Annotated in this window: 11 protein-coding genes; 2 read left to right on the forward strand and 9 right to left on the reverse strand. The window is 72.4% G+C overall.

What is annotated here, in order from left to right:
- Together eccB and eccD are read right to left on the reverse strand one after the other, a co-directional pair.
- The coding region (gene eccB / locus ACZ69Q_RS30670; protein WP_471047851.1) for a type VII secretion protein EccB at positions 1–771 on the reverse strand (771 nt) is incomplete at its 3' end.
- A 40-nt stretch (positions 772–811) separates the two neighbouring features.
- Complete coding sequence (eccD, locus tag ACZ69Q_RS30675) at positions 812–2218, reverse strand: type VII secretion integral membrane protein EccD (protein ID WP_471047854.1); 1407 nt, start codon at positions 2216–2218, stop codon at positions 812–814.
- A 454-nt stretch (positions 2219–2672) separates the two neighbouring features.
- Between eccD and eccCa the strand changes: the two genes are divergently transcribed.
- Positions 2673–6665 carry a type VII secretion protein EccCa gene (eccCa, locus tag ACZ69Q_RS30680; RefSeq protein WP_471047857.1) on the forward strand — a complete coding sequence of 1331 codons (3993 nt, stop codon included), beginning with the start codon at positions 2673–2675 and terminating at the stop codon, positions 6663–6665.
- Between the two features lie 94 nt (positions 6666–6759).
- On the opposite strand, the gene ACZ69Q_RS30685 is transcribed toward eccCa, so the two are convergent.
- From ACZ69Q_RS30685 to ACZ69Q_RS30700, 4 genes are all read right to left on the reverse strand, one after another.
- Positions 6760–7989 carry a S8 family serine peptidase gene (locus ACZ69Q_RS30685; RefSeq protein WP_471047860.1) on the reverse strand — a complete coding sequence of 410 codons (1230 nt, stop codon included), beginning with the start codon at positions 7987–7989 and terminating at the stop codon, positions 6760–6762.
- Complete coding sequence (locus tag ACZ69Q_RS30690; RefSeq protein WP_471047863.1) at positions 7986–11300, reverse strand: right-handed parallel beta-helix repeat-containing protein; 3315 nt, start codon at positions 11298–11300, stop codon at positions 7986–7988. The genes ACZ69Q_RS30685 and ACZ69Q_RS30690 overlap by 4 nt, the downstream gene beginning before the upstream one ends.
- A gap of 151 nt (positions 11301–11451) precedes the next feature.
- Positions 11452–12306, reverse strand: coding sequence for a ricin-type beta-trefoil lectin domain protein (locus tag ACZ69Q_RS30695; protein WP_471047866.1), 855 nt, complete (start codon positions 12304–12306; stop codon positions 11452–11454).
- 524 nt (positions 12307–12830) lie between these two features.
- Positions 12831–13589, reverse strand: a complete 759-nt coding sequence (locus ACZ69Q_RS30700) for a type VII secretion system-associated protein (protein ID WP_471047869.1) — start codon at positions 13587–13589, stop codon at positions 12831–12833.
- 472 nt (positions 13590–14061) lie between these two features.
- Between ACZ69Q_RS30700 and ACZ69Q_RS30705 the strand changes: the two genes are divergently transcribed.
- Positions 14062–15252 carry a mannose-binding protein gene (locus tag ACZ69Q_RS30705; protein ID WP_471047872.1) on the forward strand — a complete coding sequence of 397 codons (1191 nt, stop codon included), beginning with the start codon at positions 14062–14064 and terminating at the stop codon, positions 15250–15252.
- Between the two features lie 38 nt (positions 15253–15290).
- Here the strand turns inward: ACZ69Q_RS30705 and ACZ69Q_RS30710 are convergent, their stop codons facing one another.
- From ACZ69Q_RS30710 to ACZ69Q_RS30720, 3 genes are read right to left on the reverse strand one after another with little or no spacing between them, the layout of a single operon-like run.
- The gene (locus ACZ69Q_RS30710; protein WP_471047875.1) at positions 15291–16028 is read right to left on the reverse strand and encodes an ATP-binding cassette domain-containing protein; all 738 of its coding nucleotides are present in this window, start codon (positions 16026–16028) and stop codon (positions 15291–15293) included.
- Positions 16025–16666 carry a hypothetical protein gene (locus ACZ69Q_RS30715; protein ID WP_471047878.1) on the reverse strand — a complete coding sequence of 214 codons (642 nt, stop codon included), beginning with the start codon at positions 16664–16666 and terminating at the stop codon, positions 16025–16027. The genes ACZ69Q_RS30710 and ACZ69Q_RS30715 overlap by 4 nt, the downstream gene beginning before the upstream one ends.
- 50 nt (positions 16667–16716) lie before the next feature.
- The gene (locus tag ACZ69Q_RS30720; protein WP_471047881.1) at positions 16717–18096 is read right to left on the reverse strand and encodes a hypothetical protein; all 1380 of its coding nucleotides are present in this window, start codon (positions 18094–18096) and stop codon (positions 16717–16719) included.
- Positions 18097–18136: the final 40 nt, after the last annotated feature.

Consider the following 18136-nt stretch of genomic DNA (forward strand, 5'->3'; position numbering starts at 1 on the left):
GCGTTGACAACCGTCGCCTCGGCAGTGGCCGCAGAGCCGCGAAAGCGGCGGTGGGGGGGGGGGGGGGGGGGGGGGGGGGGAGGGAGGGGGGGGGGGGGGGGGGGAGGGGGGGGGGGGGGGCCCCCCCCCCCCCCCCCGCCACACCAGGTACTCGGTGTCGTCCGGCCCGACCACCAGCACGCCGCGGTCGCCGCCGATGCCGCTGGAGTCCAGTGGCGCGCCGGCCACCACGGTGGTCGCCCCGGGCTTGTCCACCCCGATGTCCGCCATGGCACCGGAGGTGTCCGGCAGTGCGCCGTCCGGACCGGTGACACACATGTGCCAGGCACCGTCGTCGAGTTGGCCGGGCTCGGGCACGGTGTCGGGGACCCCGGGGATGCCGGCCGGGGCACCCACCGGGACGTCCCGCAGCGAGGCGGTGGCGACGTCCACGGTCTCCAGGTCGGAGCCGCCGATCAGCCGCGCGGAGGCGTAGTTGCGCACCGGGTGCAGCACGCCGTCGGTGTTGGTCCACAGGTAGCGGGCACCGGTGTCGCGGTTGACCACCAGGTGCGCGTCGTCGCGCCAGGCGTCGTTCCCGCCGGGGCGCAGCAGGCCGTAGACGGTGGCGCCCGCACCCACCAGGACGGTGACCAGAACGCCGAAGACCACGCCGCGGGTGGTGCGCCCGAGCGGGCTCTCCGGGGCGTCCGGGTCGGCCATCAGCAGGCCGGAACTGAGCCTGCCCATCATGAAGCTGTGGGCGTGTACCTGGTCGCGTTTGGACTGCACGGCCTCTCCTAGTCGTTCTCTTGCCGCAGTGCGGGTGTACTCAGCCGAACAGGCCGCGCAGCCAGCCGAAGAGTCCCGCCACCCACAGGCTGAGCGGCAGCAGCGCCACGGCGATGCCGGTGTGCGCCACTTCGGCCGCCCGGCCCCAGTACGGCAGCATCCGGCGGCCGGGCACCGTCCAGGCGGCGATCACCAGCGCGGCCGCGGCGCCGAGCAGTACCGCGAAGACCACCAGCCGCCCGTCGCCGTCGCTGTCCTGCGCCCAGCTACGGGAGAGCAGCAGCAGCCCCCAGATCCCGGGCACCGCCAGGGTCAGCCGCTGGCCGATGTGCACCAGGCCCCGGGAGTGCAGAAGCAGCAGAAGGCTCAGCGCGAGCGCGGTCAGCACCTCGGGCAGGTTCGGGTGTTCGGCGAGGACGACCAGGGCGGCCGCGGCGATGACGCCGGTGACGGCGAAGAGGGCGGCGACCCAGCGCCCGGCCAGTTCGGTGCGCTCGGCGACCTCGCTGCCCGCGTAGGGCTCGATGCCTTCCTGGAGCTGGCCGGCGGAAGAGGGCAGGGCGGGCATGCGCATCCCGGCCAGCTTGAAGGCGAAGGGCGCCACGGTTCCGGCCGCGAGTACGAACACCGTCGCCACCAGCGCGACCGCCGCCGGCACGTCCAGATCGGTGTAGCCGATCAGGGCGCCGGCGATGGCGACGGCCACCGACACGACCGCGGTGCCCAGCAGGGCGGGGGCGCCGACCGCCGTGGCGGCAAGCGCGAGGACCGCGCCGCCGGCACCGGCCGCGCCCGCAGCGAGCAGCCGTGCGCCGGCGACCTGGGCCGCGTCCGGGCCGGTCAGATCACCGCCGGGCAGCACCCAGCCGGCGAGCGCCAGACAGGGCGCGACCAGCAGACCGAGCCCGGTCGCGGAGAGACGGTCGCCGACGGCGCGGCTGGCGGTGCCTGCGCCCGCGAGCAGCAGCAGTCCCGACACGGCGGCGCAGGCGGCTCGTACGGAGCCGGAGCCCGCCACCCCCGGCCAGAACACCAGCACCAGAGCGGCCACCACGGTCGCCACCGTGGCACCCACCAGCAGTCCGCGGGATGCCTCGGGGTGCCAGGTGTGCAGCCTTCGTGCGGCGGTCTCGGCTATCCCGTCCACGAGGTCGTCGAGCCGCGCCTCGGGCAGCGCCTCGGTGTGCGGACGCAGATAGAGCACGTCCCCGTCGGCGAGCCCGGCGCGCGCCAGGGTCGTCTCCTCGTCGAGCGGGGCGTCACCCAGCCGCTGCAGTACCCAGCCGGCGTGGTCGAGTCCGGCCTCCTCGGCCTCCTCGCCGACATAACGCAGCAGCGTGGGCAGCAGATCGGCGACCGGCACGTCGGCGGGCACGGCCAGATCGACGGAGACGCTCGGCGCGCGTACGGTCAGGCGGCACAGTTCGGCCACCGCACTGTCGGTCATCAGACTGAACTCTCGTCTTCCGTGGGGGTTTTGGCAGGAGGACTTCCCCGCGAGCGGGGCAGTGCGAAGAGTACGGAAGGTCCGCACGGGCCAGAACACGGGGGTCGCACGGGGGAATTGCGTCCCTGTGCCCGGTAACCACCTCTCCCGCGTGGACAGGTCGCGTCAGGTGAATGCAGACTACTGCCTACGCTCGCCGGAACGTGCTGGGGCCGGGCTCCTTGTCCGGTATGCAGTTGAATGGTGGGAGAGTTGGCCGTTCCCTGCTTTCCGCTCACAACATTCATCCGGCGTTCACCGCGTACCCGGGCTCCCGGAAAATGAGCGCGGTGCGGTCTTTCCGGCTACCGGGTGTCCCGGTATTCGGCGCGGGCCGGAAAGCCAGTGAAACCGGAGGTTCTGTTCCTTGAGTGTGGTGCTGTTTCGCCGGCCGGCCCGCAGGCGCGGACCGGAGATGCCCGAAGGGCAATTGACCCTCCAAGAGCCGCCGGTCCTCGCCGAGACGGTGCCCGACACCTCGGCGATATGGACCTATCTGCCGATGGCGCTGATGTCGGTGTCGATGATGCTGATGTTCCTGCGTCCGGGCGGTGGCAACGGCGTCTTCATCTACCTGGCGATGGGTGTCATGGCGCTGTCCGCCGGCGCGATGCTGCTTGGCCAGCTCATGCGCCGCTCCAGCGAGCGCAAGCAGCGCCTGAAGGGCGAACGCCGCGACTACCTCCGCTATCTGGCGCAGACCCGCAAGCGGGTCCGGTCCACCATCGTGGAGCAGCAGCGGGCGCTCGCCTGGCGCCATCCGGAGCCCTCGTCCCTGCGTTCGCTGGCCCGCACCTCACGGCTGTGGGAACGCCGCCCGGCCGACGAGGACTTCGGCGAGGTCCGGCTCGCGGTCGGCGAGCAGCAGCTCGCCCTCTCCCTCAACCCGGTGTCCACCCGCCCGGTGGAGGACCTCGAACCACTCTGCGCGCACGCCTTGCGCCGTTTCATCCGGGCCTACTCCACCATCCCCGAACAACCCCTCGGCCTCTACCTGCGCTCCTCGGCGCGGGTGATGCTCCGGCCCGAGGAGACACTGGGCGAGGAGCTCGCCGCATCGTCCGGGGAGCGTGAGGGAGCCGACGACGAAGCCGTACGCGCCCTGGTGCGTGCCGCTCTCGGTCAGCTCGCCGTGTTCCACGCGCCGGAGGAGCTGTGGATCGCCCTCTGCGTCAGCGACGAGCGGCGGGCCGACTGGGAGTGGGTCAAGTGGCTGCCGCACGCGCTGCATCCGCACGAGGAGGACGGCGCCGGCCAGGTCCGCCGGATCACCGCCGACCTCACCGAGCTGGACGACCTGCTCGGCGCCGAGTTCGCCGAACGCCCCGGCTTCGACCCGGATGCCCGTCCGGGCCGTGACGAGCCGTACACGGTCGTCGTCCTGGACGGCATCACCGTCCCCGAGGGTCACCGCTGGGAGGGCCACGGCTACCGCAACGCCGTGGTGCTGGACGTCTCGGGCGCGCTGCGCTGGCGGCCCGGCCGCAACACACTGCGGCTGACCGTGGGAGCGGACCAGGTGAGCCTGGTACGCACCGACCGCAGCCGCAAGGAACGCTCGGTGCCGCTCGGCCGGCCCGACCGGCTCGGCCCGCTCGGCGCGGAGTCGCTGGCCCGGCTGCTCGCCTCCCGCCGGATCAGCCTGGGCACCGACATCGCGCAGCCGCTGGACTCCGACGTGGAGCTGACCACCCTGCTCGGCATCCCCGATCTGCACCGGCACGACACCAAGGCCCTGTTCGCGCGGCACACCGGTTCCGCCCGGCTGCGGGTGCCGATCGCGGTCGGCGTGGACGGCCGCCCCGTGGAACTGGACATCAAGGAGTCCGCGCAGGGCGGCATGGGCCCGCACGGCATGCTCATCGGCGCCACCGGCTCCGGCAAGAGCGAACTCCTGCGCACCCTCGTCCTGGGCCTCGCCCTGACCAACTCCTCCGAGACCCTCAACTTCGTCCTGGTCGACTTCAAGGGCGGCGCCACCTTCCTCGGCCTGGAGGAACTGCCGCACACCTCCGCCGTCATCACCAACCTCGCCGACGAAGTGGCCCTGGTGGAACGCATGCAGGACGCCCTGCACGGCGAACTCATCCGCCGCCAGGAGCTGTTGCGCGCGGCAGGCAACTACACCTCCGCCCTGGAGTACGAGCGGGCCCGGGCCGGCGGGGCGGACCTGACCCCGCTGCCGAGCCTGTTCGTGGTGGTCGACGAGTTCAGCGAACTCCTCTCCGCACACCGCGAGTTCATGGACCTGTTCGTGATGATCGGCCGCCTCGGCCGCTCCCTCGGCGTGCACCTGCTGCTGGCCTCGCAGCGCCTGGACGAGGGCCGCATGCACCAGCTCGAGAGCCACCTGTCGTACCGCGTCGGACTGCGCACCTTCTCCGCCATGGAGAGCCGCGGCGTGCTCGGCGTGCCGGACGCCTACGAACTCCCCGCCCAGCCGGGCAGCGGCTATCTCAAGTCCGGCGTGGAAGCCCTGACCCGCTTCCGTGCCGCCTACTCCTCGGGTACGTACCGGCGCCGCACCGGCGCGGTCGTGCAGGCCCGCGTGGCCAGCCAGGTGGTGCCGTGGACCAGTGGCTGGGTGGTGCCGCGCACGCTGGACCCCACGCCCGCCCCGGAGCCGGAGACCGAGGAGACCGGCGACGAGGAGACCCTGCTCGACGTCGCCTTGGACCGGCTTCGCGACTCAGGCCCCGCCGCCCACCAGGTGTGGCTGCCGCCGCTGGACGAGCCGGCCCCGCTGGACGCCCTGCTGCCGGGCATCGCCCCCGACGCCGAACGCGGGCTCACGGCCACCGGCTGGTCCGGCACCGGCCGACTGCGCGTCCCGGTAGGCCTGGTGGACAAGCCCTTCGAACAGCGCCGCGACCCGTTGGTCGTGGACCTCTCGGGCGCCGGTGGCCATGTGGCCATCGCGGGCGGCTCACAGAGCGGCAAGTCCACCCTCGCCCGCACCCTGATCGCCGGCCTCGCCCTCACCCACACCCCCGCCGAGATCCAGTTCTACTGCCTCGACTTCGGCGGCGGCGGACTCTCCCAGTTCGCCGCGCTCCCCCACGTGGGCGGTGTCGCGGCGCGGCTGAACCCCGAGCGCGTGCACCGGGCCGTCGCCGAGGTGATGACGCTGCTCGCGCGCCGCGAGCAGTTCTTCGTGGACCACACCATCGACTCCATGCAGTCCTACCGCCGTCGCCGCGCCGCCGGGGAGTTCCCCGACGAGCCCTTCGGCGACGTGTTCATGGTGGTCGACGGCTGGTCCACGGTCCGTCAGGACTACGACGACCTGGTCCCGAAGTTCAACGAACTCGCCGCGCGCGGCCTGAACTACGGCATCCATCTGCTCATCACCACCACCCGCTGGGTGGAGCTGTCCGCGCAGGTCCGCGACCAGGCCGCGACCCGCCTGGAGCTGCGGATGGGTGATCCGATGGACTCGGAGATCGACACCCGCAAGGCCCGCTCTGTGCCGCGCAGCGGCGGCCGGGGCATCACCGCCGACAGCAAGATGCACTTCCTCGCCGGCCTGCCCCGCCTGGACGGCAGCGGCTCCCTGGAGGACCTCGGCGACGGCGTCGCCCACCTGGTCGGCGAGGTCGCCAAGCACTGGTCCGGCCCGGCCGCCCCGCAGGTCCGGATGCTCCCGCACCGGCTGCCGCTCGCCGAACTCCCCGCGCCCGAGCCCACCGAGGGCGGCGGCATGCGTCTCCCGCTCGGCATCGACCAGGACGCCCTGGAGCCGGTGTGGCACGACTTCAGCCGCACCCCGCACCTGATCGTGGTCGGCGACACGGAGAGCGGCAAGACCAACCTGCTGCGCCGCGTCACCGAGGGCATCACCGCCCGCTACGCCCCGCACGAGGCGAAGATCATCGCGGTGGACTACCGGCGCACGCTGGTGGACGGCATCCCCGAGGAGTACCGCATCGGGCACGTCATCTCCCTGGACAACCTGAAGGAGACGATCGACGGCGCGGCCCGCGCGATGAAGACCCGCGTCCCCGGCGCGGACATCGCCCCCGCCCGGATGCGCAAGTGCGACTGGTGGACCGGCCCGCGTCTGTTCATCCTGGTCGACGACTACGACATGGTCGCCAGTAACTCCTTCCAGAGCCCCTTCGAGCCGCTCTTCGAGCATCTGACCCTCGGCTTCGAGATGGGCCTGCACGTGATCGTCGCCCGCAGCGCCATGGGAGCGGGCCGGGGCCTGAGCGACGCCCTCATCCGCCGTATCGACGAGGCGAACAACCCGGCGATCCTGCTCTCCTGCCCGCCCACGGAGGGCCGCCTCTTCGGCAACGCCAAGCCCGTCAACCTCCCGCCCGGCCGAGCCCTCCACATCGCCCGCCGCAAGGCACGGTTGATGCAGACGGCACTGGTGGAGACGGCCGCCCAGCAGGAGGACTGAGACCGAAGGAGGACGGCGGGGGTCACCTGGTGACCCCCGCCGTCGTCGTTCCCGTAAGCACCGTCAGTGCGCTGCGCGCCCTCGGCGACCCGTGTCAGTCCTCTGCCGATCCCCCGGCCCGCGCCGGGCGCCAGCCCCGAGCGCGCGCCCGGGGCAGCGTGAAGGCGGCCCACAGGACGGTGAGTACGGCGGCGGAGCCGAGGATGACGAAGAGGGTGGCTCGGTCCGTGGCGGCGTCGGCGGCGGAGGTGTCGCGGACGGCGACGCGGTCCGCGGCGCGCCCGGTGCCGGCCGACGTATCCGAGTCGCCGAGGACCGTGGTCACAGCGGCGTACGCGTCCAACTGGGGGATGTCCGCGGGGTAGGCGGTGGCGATCAGGCGGTGTGTGACGGCGGCGGGCGAGTCGTCCGGGTGTGCGGCGCGGACCACGGCGGCCGCACCGGCGACGTAGGCGGCGGCCACCGAGGAGCCGGCGCCGAGGTAGTGGCCGACACCGCGCGGGCCCCCGGAGACCACGCCGGCCCCGGGTGCGGCCAGGTCGATGCCCGTGGTGGGCAGGGCGCCGTCCGGGCGCAGGCCGCCGGGGAGCATGTCGGCGACCGAGAGGACTCCGGGTTCCCCGGCCGGCCAGTACACGCGGGACGGGATGTCGTCGGCGCCGCCCCGCGTCGGCGGGTCGGGGGTGGCAGCGGCGACCACGGTCGCGCCCGCGCGGATGGCGTCGGCGACCGCTCGGGTCAGGTCCGCGTCCTGGCGCGGCAGGGCCACCGTGACCGCGATGACGTCGGCCCCGGCGTCGGTGGCCTCGCGTACCGCGGCGGCGACGAGTGCCGGGCTCGCTTCACCGCGTGTGTCCGTGCCGCGCAGGGCGAGGATCCGCGCGCCCGGGGCGACTCCGGTGAGACGGGCACCGGTCCCGGCGATCAGCCCGGCCAGGAAGGTGCCGTGCCCGACGCAGTCCTCGGCGGCCGAGCCGTCGGCGGTGACCCGGCCGTCGAGGCCGTCGGCGTCGGGGGCGACGCCGGTGTCGATCAGGGCGACGGTCACGCCCGCCCCGATGCCGTGCCCGTGCACCCGGTCCAGGTCGAGGCGCTGGCGTGACCAGTCCTGCTTCTTCGCCTTCTCCCGGGAGGCGGCGGTGCACTCGGCGTCCCCGTCGAGCGTGGAGGGCATCGCGGGAAGTTCCTGGCCCTTCTTCCCGTCGGCCGTCGGTATCCCCGAGTGGGGTGCCGTATGGGCCGGAACGGCAGTGGGCAGCAGCAGGGCGGCCGCGAGGCCGGCGCCGGACAGCAGACGGGCGGCCCCGTGGGCGGGCGGCTTCACAGTCCGGCCGCCTTCGGGGCCGCGGAAACGTCCTCGGCAAGGAGGATGCGCAGGTCGTCCAGGGTCGGCGCGGCCAGCGAACTGAGCCGCCCCGCCTGGCGGGTGACCATCGATTCGAGCACCTGCCGGGCCAGCCGGGCGTTGCCGAACGAGCGGTCCCGGGGCAGCGCCTCGAAGTACGACTTGAGCACCGGGCCGGTGCCGGGCCCGCACTCGTAGCCCATGGCCGCTGCCTGTGCGCGCACGATGGTGACCAGCTCCTCGGAGGAGTAGTCGGCGAAGGTGATCCGGCGCGGGAAGCGGGAGGACAGACCCGGGTTGGAGGACAGGAAGCGCTCCATCTCGCCGGTGTAGCCCGCGACGATGACGACCACCTCGTCGCGGTGGTCCTCCATCAGCTTCAGCAGGGTGTCCACCGCCTCCTGGCCGAAGTCGGCGCCGCCGCCCTGCGGGGTGAGGGTGTACGCCTCGTCGATGAACAGCACACCGCCACGGGCCCGTTCGAAGACCTCGCGGGTGAGCTGGGCGGTGTGGCCGATGTAGCGGCCGACCAGGTCGGCGCGGGCCGCCTCCACCAACTGGCCCCGCTCCAGGATGCCGAGCTGGGTCAGGATCTCGCCGTAGAGGCGGGCGACGGTGGTCTTGCCCGTGCCGGGCGGGCCGGTGAAGACGAGGTGGTGGCTGAGCGAGGGCACCGGCAGCCCGGCGGCGGCGCGGTGGCGGGCCGTGGTGATGAGGTTGACCAGGTCCGCGACGTCGCGCTTCACCTCGGCCAGGCCGATCATGTCGCCGAGGCGGGTCAGCGGGTCGTCCTGAGGCGCACCGGACTCGGCGGCCTTCGCGGCGGCCGTGGCGGACACGTCCTCCGGCAGCAGCAACCGTAGATCGTGCTCGCCGACCTGCGCCTGCGAGGCGAGCCGGACGGCCTGCCGGTCCACCATCTCCTCGAACACCCCGCGCGCGGCACGGCCGTTGCCGAATCCGGCGTCCCGGGGCATCGCCTCGAAGTGGGCCGCCAGCGCGGCCGCGGTGCCCTCGCCCAGTTCGTACTGGTGCTGGCCGCACATGTTCTCCATGATGGCGACCAGTTCGGGCACGGAGTAGTTCTCGAACTCGACGGTCCTGGAGAAGCGGGAGGCCAGGCCGGGGTTCGAGCCGAGGAAGGACTCCATCTCGCGCGAGTAGCCGGCCGCGACCACGACCACGTCGTCGCGGTGGTCCTCCATCAGCTTCAGCAGGGTGTCCACCGCCTCACGGCCGAAGTCGGCACCGCCGTTGCCGCTGTCCGCGGTGAGCGTGTACGCCTCGTCGATGAACAGCACGCCACCGAGGGCCCGTTGGAAGGTCTCGGTGGTCTTGATCGCGGTGCCGCCGACGACCTGTGCGACCAGGTCGGCGCGGGAGACCTCCACGAGGTGGCCGCTGCGCAGGGAGCCCAGTTCGGCCAGGATCGCCCCGTAGAGGCGGGCGACGGTGGTCTTACCGGTGCCCGGCGGGCCTGCGAAGATCAGATGTCTGCTCATCGGCGGTGCGGACATGCCGAGTTGCTCACGGCGCTGGGCGAGCTGGGTCAGGTTGACCAGGGTGCCGACCTGCTGCTTGACGTTCTCCAGGCCGATCAGCGCGTTGAGGGCGCCGAGCGGGCCGTCCACGCGGTCCGGCGGAGGCGCGTCCGCGGCGCCGGAGCCGGCCGGGTCGGTGTTCTCGGCGCTGCCGCTGCCCCAGGCGTCCCGCTTGCCGTTGCCGGTGCTCTTCAGGCCGTCCACGGCGAGCCGTTCGCCGGGCGTGGTCTGCACGAGGCCGCCGCCCTCGTTCTCCCGGGCCAGGCAGTTCACGAGCGAGACAGGGGCGGTGGACTCCACCCGGAAGCCGTCCTGGGCTCCGCCGGAGACCTCGCAGCCGCTGAGCGAGGCCAGCGCGCCCTCGCGGAGCAGGAAGCCGTGGCCCTGCGGGGCGTGCACCGTCGTGCGGTTGGCGGTCAGTTCGCCGCCCGCCGCGACCACGACGCCTTCCTCGCCGGATATCTCGACGCGGAAGTCGCGGACGGTGACGTTGCCGCCGTCCTCCACGACCAGGCCGCTGGTGGCGGTGTCCGAGACGCCGCCGCCGGCCAGGTAGAGGGTGCTGCCGGAGGCCACGCGCACGCCCGCGCCCTTGGGCCGGACGATCTCGCAGTCCTCGGCACGGCCGCGGGCGTCCTTGCCGGCCACGATGCCGTCGCCGGCGGGCTCCACGAGCCGGGCCCGTCGCAGCAGCGGGTTGGCGCCGCCGCGCACCGAGACCGCGGGCGAGCCGCCGATCACCTCCAGGCGGTCGAGCTCCGCCGCCGAGTCCTCCTCCAGGAGCAGGCCCGTCTGCTCGCAGTCCCGGACCGTCAGGCCGGTCAGCGCCGGGGAGGCGGCCCCCGCGACCCGGAGCGCCGCGCCCTGCGCGCCGTCCACCCAGCAGTCCTCGAAGGTGCCGCGCGCCCGGTCGGTGACCAGCACGCCGTGGCCCCGGGTGCGCGAGACGCGGCAGCGGCGCAGCACCGGGTCGGTGCCCCCGGCCAGCGCGATGCCGTTCCCGGAGGCTCCGGTGACGCGGACGTCCTCCAGCGTCGTACGGCCCGCGCTGCTCAGGTGCACTCCGGTGCTGGTGTCGTGCACCACGGTGCGCACCACCGTGAGGGAGCAGTTCTGCTCCAGGGCGATGGAGGGCTTGTCGGTGGATGAGATGTCGCAGTCCTCGACGCTGCCGGTGGCCTCGCCGTTGGCTAGCAGGCCGTTGCCGCGGGCGGCGCGCACCGTGCAGCCACGCAGCCGCGCTTCGCCCTGCTCGGAGATGACCAGACCGCTGGTGCCCAGGTGCTCGAAGGTGCACGACTCCACGGTGGTCGGCGTGGTCGAGGTGACGACGATGCCGGCGCCCTGGGGGTTGCTCACCCGGCAGTCCCGCAGCGCGAGGGAGCCGGTGCCTCCGGCCAGTACCGCGGTCCAGGCGGCGCCGACGATCTCGCAGCCGTCGAGCGCGGCCTGCCCACGGCGCACGTCCACGACGGGCAGTTCGGCGTCACCGCCGCGCAGGGTCAGCTCGGAGAGCATCACGGCGTCGGCGCGCAGGGCTAGCACGCTGCCCGAACGCGGCCGGATCTCGACGGTGCCCCGGCCCTCGGCGGCGGTGAGGGTGACCCGGGTGTGGATCACCAGGTTCTCCGCGTACGTCCCGGGCCGGACGCTGATGAGCGCGCCGGTACGGGCAGCCGAGAGTGCCTCACCGATCGTCCGGTAGCGATCCCGGTCCCCGGGACCGACCGTCAGTACCTGGCGCGACACGCACCAACCTCCTTGCTGGGGCAACGACTTCAGCGTGCCCCCGATCTCCGGGGGCCGGGTGTCGGCGAGCCGACGGTGCCATCATGCCCCGCTGCCGGGGCGGGCAGATGCCGGGAGCGATGCTCTCGGCCGGAAGGCGTCCGACGCGCGGTCAGACACTCCACTTCTGGTTGTCGGTGCCGGCACAGGTCCACAGTTGCAGCCAGGCACCGTTGCCCGTGTTGTTGTCCTTGATGTCTACGCACTTGCCGACGACGGTGTTGACCAGGTCGTGCCGCTCGTTCAGGACGAACTTCTGGGCGGCGTTGCCGCTGCACCGGGCGATCTGGATCGGGGTGCCGTCGTTGTAGTTCGCGTTGGCGACGTCCAGGCACAGGCCCTGGATGCGCATGGTGCCGTCGGAGGCGAACTGCCACTTCTGCGCCACGCCGTTGTTGCAGTCCCACACGAACAGCTTCTTGCCGTCGCCGAAGTCGGCGTTCGGTACGTCGAGGCAGCGGCCGGAGAGGTGGCTGCGCACGGAGACCGGGGCGCTGAACGTCACGCCGGAACCCGGGTTCGCGGGCTGGTTGTCGCCGCCCCCGGACGCCTTTCCGCCGCCCGACTTCGCGGGCTGGTCCTGCTGGCCCGCGTCCCCCTTGGGCTGCTCCTTCTGACCGCCGTCCTGCTTCGGCGTCTCCTTGCCCGAGCCCTTTGCCGCGCCGCCCCCGGGGGCGTGCTTCGCCGGCTTGTCGGGCTTGGCGGAGTTCTTCTCGCCGTCGTCCGGGGCGCCTGTGTCGGGTTTGGTCACCACGAAGTCGCCCGGCGCCTCCTGCCCGCCGCCACCCAGAACGGTTCCTCCCGCCGGGGCCGCCTTGGAGTCCTTGTCGTCGCCCCCGGTGAGCACGAGGAACGGCACCGACACGAGCAGCGCTCCGGCGACCGCGGCTCCGGCCAGCACGGCCTTGCCCGGCCGGCCCACGTGAGCGGTCTGCTGCTGCGGCCGGTCGATGGCGGTCGCGGTCATGGTCCGCACGAGCGCGGGCAGCCGGCTCTTGGCCGCCGCGGCCGCACCGGGGTCGGACTCGGAGTCGGAATGAGGTTCCGCTTCGGACTGGGACCGGCTGCCGGTGGCTGTAACGCTGTCAGGAGCGGCTTCGGACTCGGACCGGCTGCCGGGGGCTGTGGCGCTGTCGGGAGCGGCTTCGGACTCGGGCTCGGTGGTACGGCCCGCAGCGGCAGCTTCGGCCGCGGCTCCGGATGCTTCGACCTCGGCGGCCGTTCCCTCTGCCCCGGTCTTCGCTTGAATGGCCCCTGAGTTCGGTTGCGCGGCCTCGGGGTTCCTTTGCCCGGCCCCTGAGTTCGTTTGCGCGGCCCCTGAGTTCGGTTGCGCGGCCTCGGGGTTCGGTTGCCCGGCCCCGGAGTTCCGTTGCGCGGCCTCGGGCTCGATCTCGGGCCGAGTCTGCGCGACGGCGGTGGCCGGGGCCGTCTCCTCGCCGCCGGAGCCGGACTCCGGCCTCGGGGAGGTGGGGGTGTGGTGGGCCGAACGCGTCACGGGGTCCTCCCTGTGGGGTGGGGCCAGGGTTCAGAAGAGCTGTGGGTCCGGACCTCGGAGGGGGCCACGGGCTCCCGCTCGCCTTCCGGCTCGGGCAATGCGTCGAGGAGCCTGTCCGCCGGGACGAGCAGGGGAGCCACGGCACCGGCGTTGACCATCAGCAGCGCTCCGGAACCGCGCAGTGATCGTGCCAGCTCCTGTGCCGGAACCGTGTCATGTCGAAGTGCCGCGGACATGAACTCATGCGCCGGTGAGGTGAACGAAAGGATCACCGGCGCCCCGTCCAGTCCTGCGGCCGTGAGCGGCCCGCCGTCCGGTCCGCGCACCACAGTGATCTCCGCTTCCGCGAGCGCCGCGAACGCTTCGTCCACCGAGCCGTATCCCGTGGCGGCCCGCTGTGCCGCCGCGTCCACCGGGTCGGTGGGCTCGGGCCATCCGAGCACCCGGGGCGAGGGCCGGTAGGCGAGGTTGGGGCGGTAGTCCGCGACATCCCCGCTCTCGTCCGACCGCCACTCCCCCAACACCGCCCATTCCGGCGGCGTATGGTCCTGTGCCCACTCCGGGTCCACCATCCCGATCCAGTGGCCGGGCGCCCGGCGGGCGGCGTCCCGTACGGCCTCGGGTATCTCCGGAGTGTCGGTGGCCTCGGCGTCGTCGGAGCCGGGTGACTCCACGGTGGCTGGGCCGGGGCTGTCGGGCACCGCGGACGGGACGTCGTGCCCGCCCTCTTGCCGTTGTCCGGGCCGCATCTCCACCTGAACTCTTCGGTCAGTACGAACACTTGGGCGCCGGCGGCGTGCGCACGCGCCGACGATGATCAGATCGGGAGCCCCAGGATGCCACACGAGTACCGCCCGTTGCGGGGCGGGCGGGGTCCGAATGGCGCGTCCGCGTGCCCGTTTGCTGCCCGGTTCGGGGACTTTCCGGGAGCAGCGAGGCCTGAGTGGACAAAGCGCCGGGAGAGTTGAGGGAGGTGGTCGGCTGATCGTCCCCGGTACGGGCTAAGTTGGGCCGTACGGGAAGATCTCGTAGCTCGGCACGGGGTCGGACCTGCCTGCGGCCGCCACCGCGGCAGGTCAGTGCACCTCGACCACTACGAACGGGCCGAACCGTCCGTCCGGCGCGGCACCCGCTCAACGCCCGCCGGGATTCCCGGTGTTCGTCCAGCCGACCACTGCACGGGCCCCGGCCACAACCGACAGCTCCGCCACCGAGGAGGAGTACCGCATGTCTCCCCAGCACCCCACCCCCGACGCGAACGCGGAGGCGGCCGCCGCCCGCGCAGGGGAAACCGGCTTAGCGCCTTCACCCGCCGCACCGGACGAGCCGACGCCGAACCAAGCACCAGCTCCGGAGGCGGAGACGGAGCCCGAGTCCGGGAACACCGGGGCCACGGCGGCCCGCGCCGCAGGATCCGGGGAGCCCACTGCTGCCGGATCCCAGGAGACCATTGGCAACGGAGCCGGGGAAACCGCCCCCGCCGGGGCCGGGGGGACGGCCACCCACGGAACCCGGGAGACTGCCCCCACCGGGGCCAGGGAGGCCGCCGCCCACGGAGCCGGAGAAGCCGCTCCCACCGGGGCCGGGGAGACCGCCGCCGGGCCCGAGGAGTCCGCCGCCACCCCGCCCTCGGCCGCGGCAGCCGCCGGGACCACCGAGGCGCCCGACGGGCGAGTCGCCGTAGCCGTGGCCGTCGGGACGACGCCGCCGGGTGGCAGGACCAACACCGGCGTAGGCAGCGGACGCCCCCGCAAGCCGATCCTGGCGGGGGCAGCGATAGCCGGCGCCGCACTGATCGCCATACCCCTGCTGCTGACCGGCAGCGCGAAGGACGACGGACCCCCGGACTCCGCCAAGGGGTTGGCCGCGGAAGGCTCCGACACCGTCCTCAACCCGACCTCCGCCCCGGCCGCCCTCGACGACTACGTGGCCGAGAAGCCCAGTCCGTCCCCGAAGAAGGCGAAGTCGACGAAGAGCGCGCCTGCGAAGGTCGCCGCCCCTCAACCCGCCCTGCCCACACCGGAGTCCAGCCCGAGCAGCAAGCCCACGACCAAGCCCAAGGCGAAGCCCAAGCCCAAACCGAGCCCGAAGCCGAACTGGAGCACCGAGACGGTCTTCGCGACCAGCGTCCTGGAGGTCAATCAGGCCTGGACGACCAACCGCATCCGGATGGTCATGCAGACCGACGGCAACCTCGTCGTCTACAACGAGCAGGGCAACCCGATCTGGGCGTCCATGACGTTCGGCGCGAACCACCGGGCGATCTTCCAGCAGGACGGCAACCTCGTCATCCACAACGGCGACGACCGCCCCATCTGGGCCTCCCAGACCTACGGCCATGAGGGCGCCCAACTCGTCCTGCGCGCCGACGCCAAGGTGGTGATCGTGCAGAACGGCGGGGTGATCTGGTCGACCTGACACCCTGCGGCTCGGCGGGCCCGCCGGCACTCCGCCCTTTACGGCATTCCCGATGGCCGCCGCCGTGGCCTCATGGACCGGCTCTGGTGCAGGACCGCCGTGTAACCCCCTGCCGTTGCCAGTTCTTCGACGGTTCCGTAGAAGACGAGGCGCCCTTGGTTGAGGACGGTCGCGGTGGTGCACGCTTCGGTGATGTCCTCGAGCTGGTGGGTTGTGAGTACGACGCAGGCGACCTGTCCCATATCGCGCAGGAGGGCGTGGAATTCACTTCGCCGCTCGAGATCGAGCCCGGCCGTGGGCTCGTCCAGGAGCAGCAGTTCGGGGTCGTTGACAATGGCCTGTGCGATGCCGACCCGTTGCTTCATGCCGCCGGACAGGGTCCGTAGTTTGCGGTCGATGCGGTCGGCCAGCCCGACACGGGCAACGGCCTCCTGCACCGCGCCGGGGATGGCGGCACCCGGCATCTCCTTCAGCCATGCGGCATAGGAGAGGAACTCGCGCACGGTGAAGCTGCGGTAGACGCCGAACTGTTGCGGCAGGTAGCCGAGCCGGCGGCGGATCTCCAGGCGTTGGGCGGGGCTGGCCGGGTCGCGGCCCAGCAGCGTGAGGGTGCCCTCGGTGGGGGCGGTTGCGGTGGCAAGGGTGCGGATCAGGGTGGTCTTTCCGGCGCCATTGGAGCCGAGGACACCATGGACACCGGGACCGAGGTCGAGATCGATTCCGTCCACCGCGAGGGCACGGCGCCGCCGTACGCACAGGTTCAGGGTGCGGATCATCGGCGGCCTCCCGCGCGGTCGAAGGCATGTCGGCGTCTTGCGAGCAGGTGGACCAGCACGGCCGCACCGATGGCCCACCACATCTGGGTCGAGCCCCCGATCAGTTCCCGGAGTACCGCGGGCAGCAGTTCGCTGAAGTCCTTGGACCGGTTTCCGGGCTTCTTGTTGACCACCTCGGTGACCGCGCCGACGATCACCATCCAGCCGGTCGTGGTCAGTAGTGCGGCCGGCCAGCAGCCGATGTAGGAGCCGGCCACCAGTGTGAAGAGCGTGAGGGTCAGTGCCGGCAGCAGCCAGGTGGCGGCGCCGGGCGTCCAGCGGTTCTCGGGCAGCAGTTCTGCCACGGCGGTGAGCAGCGGCAGGCAGATCAGGAGGATGTGCCCGCTGCGGATCAGCAGGATCCGCAGGCCGCCAGCCGGGGTCGTACGGGTGACTTCGACGAACGGGTCCGCGCGGCCGCCGTAGCTGCTGGCCACGCACAGCAGAGGCAGCACCGGGGCGGCTGCCAGCAGCACGGGCAGTGCACCTTTGGAGTCTGCGTTGTGGGCGAGCACCACCCCGATCGTGCACACGGCGACGATGGCGAGCAGCCAGGGCAGGCGTGGTCCCTGTGTCGCGTGCAGCCACGGAGCGGACACAAGTCGGTTCAGGGGCGCGGCAGACCGCGGAGCTGAGCGTGATGCTGCCATTACGGTGCTGCCTCGACGTGTTGGGAACGATGGCGCGCGAGGGCCGGCGGACAATCCGGGCCGTTGAAGTAGGAGTTGAGCCATGCGATGCGTTCTCGGCGAGGCAGGACAGCGAGCCTGGAGGTCTCGCTCGGCGGTTCGCCGAGGTAGTAGAACGTCAGGCGGCCGAGCTCCGGGGGGACCAGCCAGTTGTACACCTCTTCGTCCAACTCGCTGTCGCACCTGTACATGGCCGCCTGCCACATGAGTTCCCTGGCGAGCTCGCTCTCCAGGGAGAGGTTCGGCCCTTCGTCGATTCCGCCCACCATGGCCGTGACGGGCCACGGTTCCCCGCGCGGCCAGCGCGTCAAGTAGCCCTCGGTCAACGGGAAGGTTGCGGTGATCACGTAGTGGGTGGGAGTGCCGCGGACTCCCGCCAGTCGCTTGGCGACCTGCCTCGCCCGCTCAGCCAGGTGGTCGTCACCGTCTGCGGCGTCCGCGCCGACGCAAACCCGGGGCCCACTGCCGGCACAGGCCAGTTCCACCGGGGCTGGTGCCATGCGCTGGTCACCGTCAAGGGTCGGAGACACGGCCAGCCAGAGTTTGACCGGGATGACGAGCATCAGCACCAATGCCGCCAGAGCCCACCGACGTGCGCTCAACAGCACCGCTGCCGCCCCCACGGCGAGGAAGCAGGCCGTGACCAACCAGGGAAGCCACGAGGGAGTGGGCGTGCCGTACAGCGCGGTGAGCCGTGGGACGTCCGGACCTGTATACGTCTGACGAGCAAAGCCCTCAGTGATCCCCAGCACTTCCCCGAGGCCTCCGGCACACAGCGCGACGACCGCGAGACCTGTGAGTGGGGCGGCGGCACGCAGCGGAATCACTCGACCCAAGGCGTAGCCGACACAGGCAACAGCGATCAGCGACGCCGCGTTCGAGGCCATCGCGTCAAAGGGAAATGCCCCCTGCAACCCGGCCTGCAGGACCGTCAGCAAGCCGATCACGGTCGCGGTGGCGTAACCGGCAAGCGGCCAGAGCACCGCCGGTGCCAGTCCGTCCGTGATCCAGGCGAGCGGACGTCGCGCAGCGGCGTCGCCGAGCCAGGTTGTGCCGGCACGTGTGTCGGTTCCGCCCAGCCAGCAGGCAAAGGCACCGACGATTGGCAGACCAAGGGTGAAGGTGTGCTCGCCGAGCCGGTTGCCGAAGTTGAGCCAGGCGGTCTCCCGATGAACGCCGGGAAGGATCACGGACAGCAGGGCGACGGCGAGCACCACCGCGCCGAACGGGCCCATCCCGTGCCGCATTCTTGACCAGAGGACGAGCGCATATCCGCTGCCCCTGAGGCTCTGCACGCGCCCTCGCGCACCGCCACGCAGCACATCACGGAAGACCCCCACCGTCGTCACCGTGCCCCCACGCACACTCCATCGCCGAAGG

Source organism: Streptomyces sp. NPDC036764 (assembly GCF_055609385.1).

What these genes read in the sequence shown, in the direction of transcription:
- eccD (WP_471047854.1), bottom strand. Translation starts at nt 2,218, where the DNA reads ATGACCGACAGTGCGGTGGCCGAACTGTGCCGCCTGACCGTACGCGCG.
- eccCa (WP_471047857.1), top strand. Translation starts at nt 2,673, where the DNA reads ATGCCCGAAGGGCAATTGACCCTCCAAGAGCCGCCGGTCCTCGCCGAG.
- ACZ69Q_RS30695 (WP_471047866.1), bottom strand. Translation starts at nt 12,306, where the DNA reads ATGACCGCGACCGCCATCGACCGGCCGCAGCAGCAGACCGCTCACGTG.
- ACZ69Q_RS30705 (WP_471047872.1), top strand. Translation starts at nt 14,062, where the DNA reads ATGTCTCCCCAGCACCCCACCCCCGACGCGAACGCGGAGGCGGCCGCC.
- ACZ69Q_RS30710 (WP_471047875.1), bottom strand. Translation starts at nt 16,028, where the DNA reads ATGATCCGCACCCTGAACCTGTGCGTACGGCGGCGCCGTGCCCTCGCG.